At 68.6% G+C, this 9,423-nt stretch carries 9 protein-coding genes; 5 read left to right on the plus strand and 4 right to left on the minus strand.

What is annotated here, in order from left to right; translation table 11 throughout:
• The 5 genes from B1964_RS23655 to crtI (B1964_RS23675) form a co-directional block, all read left to right on the plus strand.
• Nucleotides 1-488: polyprenyl synthetase family protein (locus B1964_RS23655; RefSeq protein WP_172398948.1), on the plus strand; the 488-nt coding region annotated here is incomplete at its 5' end.
• Nucleotides 485-1,195, plus strand: coding sequence for a monooxygenase (locus B1964_RS23660; RefSeq protein WP_079931509.1), 711 nt, complete (start codon nucleotides 485-487; stop codon nucleotides 1,193-1,195). The genes B1964_RS23655 and B1964_RS23660, both read left to right, overlap by 4 nt.
• Nucleotides 1,192-2,019 (plus strand): carotenoid biosynthesis protein, encoded by an 828-nt coding sequence (locus B1964_RS23665; protein ID WP_079931510.1) that lies wholly within the window; start codon nucleotides 1,192-1,194, stop codon nucleotides 2,017-2,019. Before B1964_RS23660 ends, B1964_RS23665 begins: the two co-directional genes overlap by 4 nt.
• Nucleotides 2,016-3,182: a glycosyltransferase gene (locus B1964_RS23670; protein ID WP_079931511.1), complete on the plus strand. Its 1,167-nt coding sequence runs from the start codon at nucleotides 2,016-2,018 to the stop codon at nucleotides 3,180-3,182. The genes B1964_RS23665 and B1964_RS23670 overlap by 4 nt, the downstream gene beginning before the upstream one ends.
• Nucleotides 3,175-4,662 (plus strand): NAD(P)/FAD-dependent oxidoreductase, encoded by a 1,488-nt coding sequence (gene crtI / locus B1964_RS23675; protein ID WP_079931512.1) that lies wholly within the window; start codon nucleotides 3,175-3,177, stop codon nucleotides 4,660-4,662. The genes B1964_RS23670 and crtI (B1964_RS23675) overlap by 8 nt, the downstream gene beginning before the upstream one ends.
• 172 nt (nucleotides 4,663-4,834) lie before the next feature.
• Here crtI (B1964_RS23675) and crtI (B1964_RS23680) read toward each other — a convergent pair whose 3' ends face one another.
• From crtI (B1964_RS23680) to B1964_RS23695, 4 genes are all read right to left on the minus strand, one after another.
• On the minus strand, nucleotides 4,835-6,415 hold the full coding sequence (gene crtI, locus B1964_RS23680) for a phytoene desaturase family protein (RefSeq protein WP_079931513.1): 1,581 nt from the start codon (nucleotides 6,413-6,415) through the stop codon (nucleotides 4,835-4,837).
• Nucleotides 6,412-7,335 carry a squalene/phytoene synthase family protein gene (locus B1964_RS23685; RefSeq protein ID WP_079931514.1) on the minus strand — a complete coding sequence of 308 codons (924 nt, stop codon included), beginning with the start codon at nucleotides 7,333-7,335 and terminating at the stop codon, nucleotides 6,412-6,414. Before B1964_RS23685 ends, crtI (B1964_RS23680) begins: the two co-directional genes overlap by 4 nt.
• Nucleotides 7,332-7,877 carry an isopentenyl-diphosphate Delta-isomerase gene (gene idi, locus B1964_RS23690; RefSeq protein WP_079931515.1) on the minus strand — a complete coding sequence of 182 codons (546 nt, stop codon included), beginning with the start codon at nucleotides 7,875-7,877 and terminating at the stop codon, nucleotides 7,332-7,334. Before idi ends, B1964_RS23685 begins: the two co-directional genes overlap by 4 nt.
• Before the next feature lie 106 nt (nucleotides 7,878-7,983).
• Nucleotides 7,984-9,423, minus strand: a 1,440-nt coding sequence (locus B1964_RS23695) for an alpha/beta-hydrolase family protein (RefSeq protein ID WP_079931516.1), incomplete at its 5' end; no start/stop codon positions are given.

The following is a 9,423-nucleotide window of genomic DNA, read 5'->3' on the forward strand; positions in this document are numbered from 1 at the left end:
CCATCCTGCACTACAAGAGCGCCAAGTACACGATCTCTCCCCCGCTGCGGCTCGGGGGCGCGCTGGCCGGTGCGTCCGCCGACCTCCTCTCGCAGTACGACGAGATCGGCATGCTCGCCGGCGAGGCATTCCAACTGCGCGACGACGTCCTCGGCATGTTCGGCGACCCCGCCGAGACCGGCAAACCCGTCATCGACGACCTCCGCGAGGGCAAACGGACCCTGCTGGTCGCCCTGACCCAGGAGCGCGCCGACCCCGCAGGCAAGCACCTGCTGAGCACGTCGCTGGGCAACCCGGAGGTCACCGTCGACGACCTTCTCGCGGTGCGGGAGCTGATGGCGGCAACGGGCGCCCTCGCCGAGACCGAGGCCCGCATCGATGATCTGACCACCGCTGCGCAGGAGGTGATCGATCGCATCGAGGTCGACGAATCCGCGCGCGAGGCACTGCGGGAATTGGTGCGGCAGTCGGTGAGGCGACGCTCATGACGGCGACACCGTCGGCGAAACCGGTCGTCGAACTGCGCATATGGGGCGTCGATCGGGTGGGACCTGCACTCCTGCGCGTCGCGTCGGGTCGGAGGGCGTTGCGCCATCTGCCCGGTCTGCGGTTCGCGAAGGTGATGGGGACGGGCTCGGCGCGCACGTTCACCCCGCGCGACGCCGACACCCACCATTGGGCGCTGCTGACGGTGTGGGCCGACGCCGATGCCGCGGCCACCGGTGCGGCGTCACGTTATCTGCGGTCCTGGGATCGAGCGGGCAGCGAGACACTGATCGTGCGCATGGTGCCGCTGGCCTCGCGCGGGCGGTGGTCGCGGCGAGAACCGTTCGGCACCAACGCCCCTCGAGCTCGCCGTACCGACTGGACAGGCCCGGTGGCGGCATTGACCCGGGCCCGGCTGCGGCCCACGCGCATGGCGTCGTTCTGGCGGGCGGTGCCCCCGGTGGTCGGAGACCTCACGGCCGCACCGGGAGTGCGCCTGGCACTCGGAGTCGGCGAGGCACCGATCGGTCTGCAGGGCACCTTCTCACTCTGGGACAACTCCGGCGCACTGACCGACTTCGCCTACCGGAGTGCAGGTCACGTGTCGGCAATCCGGGAGACGGGTCCACAACGCTGGTACGCCGAGGAGTTGTTCGCCCGATTCGGCGTCGAGTCGGTGATCGGAACCTACCGGGGGATCACGCCGTGACCGCCGACGATGTGGTCGATCGCGCCGAAGCCACATCCCGACGGCGGCCCCTGCCCCTACGGGTGGCGGCGTGGATTCTGTTGGCCACCAGTGTCGGTGTGCAGATCGCGTTTCCCCTCACCGGCGGCGGCAACGTCGTGCTCACCACGATCGTCGTGGTGGCGATGTCGGCGGCAATGCTGTGTCATAGTGCGGCGACGCACGGCGTGCGGGGACTGCTCTGCCTGCTCGTCGTGGCCGGCGGTGGTGGTCTGCTCGCCGAGGCCGTCGGGGTTCATACCGGAATCCCGTTCGGCGACTATGCCTATACCGGAGCGCTCGGTGGGGAGATCCTCGGCGTCCCCGTGGTGGTGCCGCTTGCCTGGATCATGTTGGGCTGGCCGGCGTTCATCGTGGCACGACGGCTCGCGGGCCGAAAGCTGTGGCCGTTACCGCTTCTGGGCGCGTATGCGTTGACCGCGTGGGATGTGTTCCTCGATCCGCAAATGGTGGACGCCGGGTACTGGCGATGGTCGTCGCCGCATCCGGCGTTGCCCGGTGTCGAGGGGATTCCGCTGACCAACTTCCTGGGTTGGCTGCTGGTGTCGGCGTTGATGATGGCGGTGCTCAGTGCGACGATCGGGCGTCGGGAACCGACACCGACGACCGATCGTCGCGCCGCCGAGTTGCTCCCGCTGGTCGCCTACCTGTGGGTGTATGCGTCGTCGGTGATCGCCCATCTGGTGTTCTTCGGTCGGCCGCCGGTCGCACTGGTCGGCGGACTGGTGATGGGTGTTGTCGCAATCCCGCTGACCGTCAGCATGTTCCGGGAGGTCCGACGATGACCATCCGGCCGCGCGACGTCCTCCGATGGGTCGTGAACTCCGGTACCGCATTGGCGGCAGCCTCCCTTGTGCTGACTGTGTCCAATGCCCGGCGGATTCGCACGCCGGATGTCGATGCACTGCCCGTCGCCGAGCCGTTGTCGGTGCTCATCCCGATGCGCGACGAGGCCGCGAACGCGCCGGGGTGTCTCCGTGCGGTGCTCGCGGCGATCGATCGTTGGCCGGGGCCGGCCCGGATCGTCGTCGTCGATGACGACTCGACCGACGACACCGCGGAGATCCTGGCGATTTGCGCGGCCACCGACCCGCGCGTCTCGGTTGTCGCGGGAACACCGCCGCCGGACGGATGGCTCGGCAAGTCGTGGGCGTGTCATCAAGCAGCACAGCAAGTTCCGTGTAGCGGGGTTCTCGCCTTCGTCGACGCCGATGTGCGGGTCAGCCCGTTCGCGTTCGCCGCGACCGTCGCGGCCCTGCGCGTCGCCGGGCTGGCACTGTTGTGCCCGTATCCCCGTCAACTCGCCGACAGCCCGGCCGAGCGGCTGATCCAGCCGCTTCTGCAATGGTCGTGGATGAGCACGCTGCCGCTCGGGATCGCGGAGCGGTCGTCGCGTCCGAGCCTGTCCGCGGCAAACGGCCAGTTCCTCGTCGTCGATGCCGAGACCTACCACCGAGCGGGCGGCCACGCAGCCGTAGCAGGTGAGGTTCTCGAGGACATCGCTCTGCTCCGTGCGATCAAGTCCGTCGGCGGTCAGGGCGGGGTGGGCGCCGGTGCGCACCTGGCGCAATGCCGGATGTATCACGGCCACCGCGAGATTCGAGAGGGTTACCGCAAGTCGTTGTGGTCGGCGTTCGGCTCGCCCGCCGGGGCCGTCGGCGTGGTGACGATGCTGGTGCTGGCCTACATCGTCCCGGCGGTGGCGGCGCTCACGTGCTCTCGGATAGGGCTGCTGGGATATGCCGCCGGCGTTGCGTCGCGGGCGATCTCGGCCTCCGTCACCGGCGGGCGCACGTGGCCGGATGCATTGGCCCATCCCTTGTCGATCGCGGGTTTCGCGGCGCTCACCGCGGATTCGCTGCAGGCGCATCGCCGAGACCGATTGCGCTGGAAGGGGCGTGCGCTTCCCGGGACGACACCGCGAGCGCGGGTGACTCGCCGTGGCTGAGGTCATCGTGGTCGGGGCGGGCGTCGGCGGGCTGGCCGCAGCCATCCGGCTGCAGCACGCCGGGCATCGGGTGAGCGTCCTCGAGCAATCGACTGCGGTGGGCGGCAAACTCGGAATTCTTGAGCACGACGGCTTCGTCTTCGACACCGGCCCGTCGTTGGTGACGATGCCTCACGTTCTCGCCGAGCTGTTCGCGGCGACCGGCGCACCCGTCGACGACGTTCTCGAACTGCAGCGGCTCCCGACCGCCGCCCGGTACCGGTTTCCGGACGGCACCGGCCTCGATGTTCCCGGCGACTTCGCCGAGATCCCCGGTGCGCTCGACGCCGCTCTCGGAGCCGGAAGCGGAGCGCAGTGGTCGGGCTTTCTCGATCGCGCCCGCAGGATCTGGGACGCCACCCACGGGCCATTCCTCGAAGCGCCGGTCAGCCTGCGCGACATGGCCACTCTGGCCCGCAGTGTGGACGACGTGCGGACGGTCGCCCCGTGGTCGTCGTTGCGGGGCCTTGCATCCCGGTATCTGCACGACCCGCGGTTGCGCATGATGGCCGACAGGTATGCCACCTATACCGGCTCCGATCCGCGTCGCGCCCCGGCCGCGCTGGCGAGTGTGCCCTGGGCCGAACAGCGTTGGGGTTCCTGGTATGTGCGCGGCGGCCTGGGCCGCATCGCCGTTGCGCTCACCGATCGTCTCGCCGCCCTCGGTGGATGCGTCGAGACCGGGACCGCGGGGCGTGAGATCCGGGTCCGCGACGGCCGCGCCGACGGTGTCATCACCGCGTCCGGCGATCTGCGTCGCGCGGATCTGGTGGTCGCCAACGCTGATGCAGCTCAGGTGTATTCCTCACTTGTGTACACATCGTCGGCGCGTCGACAGCTTCGCCGATTGCAGCGGAGCACACCGTCGTTGTCGGGTTTCGTCATTCTGCTCGCCCTCGACGACGAGCCACCCGGACAGCCACATCATCGAGTGTTGTTCCCCGCCGACTACGACGCCGAGTTCGACGCGGTCTTCGGCCGGCATGGGGCGCCACGTCCCGTCGCCGATCCCACCGTTTACATCACCGCACCGGACGACCCGGCCATCCTCCCTGCCGCGGGAACCGGGGCGTGGTTCGTGCTGGTGAACGCGCCGCGTCACGACCCGGATTCGGGAATGGATTGGGACAGCGACGGTCTCGCGCAGGCCTACGCCGACCACGTGCTGGAGGTGATGGCCGCTCGCGGAACCGACGTCCGCCATCGCATCCGTCACCGGTTCGTACTCAGCCCCGCTGATCTCGCCCGCCGCACCCTGACACCCGGCGGTTCGATCTACGGGAGCTCATCCAACGGTCCGCGCGCCGCGTTCTTGCGCCCCGCCAACGCCTCCCCCATCCCCGGTCTCTACCTCGTCGGCGGTTCGGCCCACCCCGGCGGCGGCCTGCCATTGGTTCTCCTGTCCGCGAAGATCACCGCCGGACTCATCGGACGGGCGTAGACACCGCGTTCGATCTCTCACGCCAGACTTCTTTCAGCACAGGAGGTCTCGAGGCTCCTCGCTAGCGCTCGTCGGCACCTCGACCACCGTAGTAGTACCTCGATGGTCGAGGTGCGAGGCGCATGCGCCGAGCCTCGAGACTGCCCGCCACAGAGTCGGTTTCACACCACCACTAGGGAGCCACCGACGGCCCGGTGGAATGGTCTCCGCGTAGGCGCTTGCGGATCAGTTCGGCGCTGATGAGGCACATGGGCAGTCCGATGCCGGGCCGGGTCGAGCCGCCGGCATAGTAGAGTCCGTCCACCTTGCGTGATCGATTGGTGGCCCGCAGGAAAGCGCTCTGGCGCAACGTATGTGCGGGCCCGAGCGCACCACCGGACCACGAGTTGACGTCGACGGCGAAATCGCCCGGCCCCATCGTGCGGCGTACGACGATCCGGTCGGCGAGGTCTTCGATGCCCGCCCAGTCGGCGACGAGTTCGATGGCGCGGTCCGCGGCCTGCTCGATCACGGGATCGCCTGCGCCGTCGACACCGCCGCGCCCCAGCGACGGGTCGGGCGGTACGGGTACCAGGATGAACAGATTCTCATGCTCGCTCGGCGCCACCGAATCGTCGGTCGCCGACGGCCGGCACACATACAGCGACGCGGGCTCGGGAACGCGGGTGGGTTCGGAGAAGATGGCGTCGAAGTTCGCGTGCCAGTCCTCGGTGAAGAACAGCGAGTGGTGCGCGAGTGGTGGCAGCCGCCCACGCACCCCGAGGAAGACCAGCACCGCCCCGGGTCCCGACGTCCGGCGGTCCCACCACCGTTGCGGGAATGTCTGCAATCTTCGTGGCAGCAACCGGGTTTCGAGGTGATGCAGATCGGTCGCGCCGATCACGATGTCGGCAGGCAGCACACTCTCGGCGCCGTCCGCACCGGTCACCCGCACCCCGGTGACCGTTGCCCGCCTTCCGACCGGTCCGCGACCCGAATCGCGGGTACAGATCTCGGTTGCCGCCACCCCCGTGTGCAGGCGCGCACCGTGATCGACGGCGACACCGACGAGCGCGTCGACGAATCGGGTGAAACCCCCTTGCGGGTATCGGACCCCGTCGTCGAGGTCCAACCAGCTCATCAGGTGATACATCGCGGGCGCACGCTCGGGCGACGCCCCGAGGAACACTGCCGGATAGCCGAGGATCTGCTGTAGCCTCCGGTCACGAAAGTGCCTGGCGGTGAACGACTCCAGGCTCTCGGTGAGCAGTCGCGCCAACCGGGGGAGGCGGCGTAGCAATTCGGTGGCGGTAAACGCCCGGGCCGACTCGAAGCTGGTGTACAGGAATCGTCGAACGGCCACGTCGTAGGTGTCGCGCGCCGACTCCAGGTACTCGTCGAATCGCACGCCTGCACCGGGTTCGGTGCGCTCGAACAACTCTCGGTTGCGAGCACGGTCGCCGGAGATCTCCAATGGATCGGGCTCACCTTCGAAGAACACCCGGTATCCGGGCTCGAGTCGGGTGAGCTCCAGTTGCTCCGCCGTCGACGTCCCCAGCAGCGCGAAGAAGTGGTCGAAGACCTGCGGCATCAGCCACCACGACGGTCCGGTGTCGAAGCGGAATCCGTCCGTCTCCCAACTCCCGGCCCGCCCACCAGGATTCGCGTTCTTCTCGACGATGTCGACGTCGTGCCCGTCGGCGGCCAACAACGCAGCAGTGGCCAGTCCGGCCACACCGCCGCCGATGACGACGACCTTCTTCGGTGTGGTCACCGGCTCGACACCCCTCCCGCTCGTGGATATCCACGGCGCACTGCTGCCGCCGCGGCGATGCGGGCCTTGGCCGGCCCGGGAACCCGTACGCGCGTGGTCACAGCATCCGCCGGAGCCACCTTGCGCAGACGCGCCGACAACTCGGCGAACAGATCATGGGCGGTACATACCGCGACCCGTGCCTCACCGGGCAGGTCGGGAATGATGCGCGCCGCGGCGGCCAGATCGTCGTCGATGTCGTCGAGCCACCGCCGCCACGCCGTGTCGCTCGGAGCCTGCGGGTCGAGGCCGGTCAGATAGCGTCGGCCGAGTTCACCGTCATCGACTCCGAGGTCGCGCAAGAAATTGACCTTCTGAAAGGCGGCCCCGAGACGCTTCGCCCCCGGCGCCATCGCCGCGTAGCGGACCCCGCGGTCGGGTTCCTCGGCAAGGAACGCCCGCAGGCACATCAGCCCGACCACCTCGGCCGACCCGTAGATGTAGGTGGCCAGACTGTCCTCGTCGTGCTCTCGGCAGGTGAGGTCGGTGCGCATGGACGCGAAGAATGGCGCGGTCAGCGTGGCGTCGACGCCGACCCTGCGGGCGGTGCGGGCGAAGGCGTGGACGACCAGGTTGGTGCTCGCCCCGGTGTCCATCGCCGCGAGGGTGTCGGCCTCGAGCTGATCGAGCGCGACCCGCCTGCTCTCGACGTCCTGGCCGGGCCGCGGGGCGTCGACGATCTCGTCGGCCACACGCACCAACGCATAGATGTTGCGCACGTCGCGGCGGATCGGCCCGGCCAGCAGCCGAGAGGCGAGGCCGAACGACGACGAATACGAGCGGATCACCAGGTCGGCGCTGGCGTCGGCGACCTCGTCGTAGCGCACATACGGACGGGTCGTCGCAGGCGATCGGTGCGAACCCATCTGGCGCAGGCTCATGACGTCTCCCGCTCCGGCACACGGTAGGGGTGGGCACCGAGCGCGTGCACCTGATCGACGAACCACGGGCTGAGCAGCCACGGGGTGCGTCGCGCCGCCGACCACACGTCGTCGACGTCGGTCCACGCGACGTCCATCACCTCGTCGGGGTTGGGCCGCAGCGGACCGGTCGGTCGCGCGACGAACACCGGGCACACCTCGTTCTCCACCACACCACTGGCATCGACGGCCCGATAGCGGAAATCGGGTAGGACACAGCGCACATCGGTGACGTCGAGGCCCAATTCCCGCTGGGCGTAACGATGCACGGCGTCGACGGCGCTCTCGCCGGGTCGCGGGTGCCCGCAGTAGGAGTTGGTCCATACACCCGGCCAGGTCTTCTTCGTCAACGCCCGGCGGGTCATCAGCAACCGGCCGGCCTCGACGAGATGACAGGAAAAGGCGAAGTGCAGCGGGGTGGAGGTGGTGTGCACCGATGTCCGGTCGGCGGTACCGCACGGCGTGCCGTCGGGCTCGACGAGTACCACCAGGTCCTCGGTCATGCGCGGTCTGCTCCTCATTGGTCGGTCGGGCCTCGATCGGCCCGGCGTGCCTCCAGACAACAGCACTTCGACACCGACGCAAACTCGGATGGGCGACCCGACCGGCTCAGTCCCGATGCAGTAGCGGCAACAACCGTTCGGTCTTGTCCTGGGTCCATCCGGGCGGCTGCAGAATGTCGGCCCACGAGTACGGGATGGCGCTCAGATAGTTGTGGCCGTGACCGTCGGGCACGTTCACCGACACGGCCATGTCCGCCGACACCTGCAGGAACGTGACGAACGGCATCCACGTCATCGCCCCGAGCACGTCGCGGCCGTGCTCTTCCTTCAGCCACTCCGGCTCGTTGAGGATGAGCCGCGGCGACCACCAGGCGATCGGGTCCGACGCGTGCTGCAGGTAGACGACGCGCGGGTCGAGCCACGGCGTGTCGGGACGGTTGAGGTCCGAGGCGTCGGCAATGAACCGGACGTGCCGGCCGTCGTCATAGATCGGCAGGACTTGTGGCGAACCGGCATCGCGGGCGGCGGTGGCGTCACTCCACAACTGGTTGTTGAACGTCGGCCCGACGAACAGTGCGCCGTTGGTGCGGGCGACGACCGTCGGGACGGTACCGAAGGCGGCCTCGGCACCGAACGAACCGAGGCTCTCCCCGAACACGACCACCTTGGGTCGGCGGCCCTCGGGCAGTTGCTGGATGCGTGCGTCGACGGCCTCGAACAACGCACTGCCGGCCTGGCGCGCACGTTCGCTGTCGACGAGGAAGGACAGCCAGCTCGGCAGATACGAGTACTGCATCGACACCGTGGCGACGTTGCCGTTGTACATGTACTCCAGCGAGTCGACCGTCGCCTTGTTCAGCCACCCCGATCCGGTGGCCGACCCGATGGCCACCACGGCCCGGTCGAGACCCCCGGCACGGACCAACTCATCGGCGGCCATGGTGGCGTTGGCGCGCAGATCATTTCCCGATCCGAGCCCGACGAATGCCCGGATCGGCTCCATCGCGGGCGCCCCGTTGAACGCCGAGAGCTGTTGCACGTCGGGGCCGTTCGCGACGAATCGCCGGCCCTCCCGGCCGAGCGAGCCCCACGTGACCAGCGAGCCCGGGCCACCGGATCGGACCATCGTCGTCGGTGCCGACGTGGTCGCATCGGTCTCGTCGTTCGCCGCGGCGAAGGAGGCGTTAAGCCACTTCATCGAGTAGTTCGCGACCACGCCGTTGAGGATGAACACGGTGATCAGGACGATCACCGTCGCGCCGGCGACCGCAGAAATCCGCGGTGGCGCAAAGCGATTGAGTTTGCGCACCGACCAGACGACGAGTGCGGCCCACAGTTGTCCGATCACCATCAGCAGCGCGAACACGACCACGGAGACGACGATGATCAACGGGTAAGCCGTCCACGAGAGCTGGTCGACCTTCATCAGCGAGCGGATCTCGGTCTGCCACACCGAATACCAATAGAACATCACCGAGGTGCCCACCGCGAAGATCACACCCAGCGCGGCCCACAGGTACCACGGTGGCGAGGGCCACCGCCGATC

Origin of the sequence: Gordonia sp. i37 (assembly GCF_002043085.1) — a bacterium.
GTDB lineage: Bacteria > Actinomycetota > Actinomycetes > Mycobacteriales > Mycobacteriaceae > Gordonia > Gordonia polyisoprenivorans.

Coding starts and splice junctions, on each gene's coding strand:
- B1964_RS23660 (WP_079931509.1), top strand. CDS start 485: ATGACGGCGACACCGTCGGCGAAACCGGTCGTCGAACTGCGCATATGG.
- B1964_RS23670 (WP_079931511.1), top strand. CDS start 2,016: ATGACCATCCGGCCGCGCGACGTCCTCCGATGGGTCGTGAACTCCGGT.
- B1964_RS23685 (WP_079931514.1), bottom strand. CDS start 7,335: ATGAGCCTGCGCCAGATGGGTTCGCACCGATCGCCTGCGACGACCCGT.
- idi (WP_079931515.1), bottom strand. CDS start 7,877: ATGACCGAGGACCTGGTGGTACTCGTCGAGCCCGACGGCACGCCGTGC.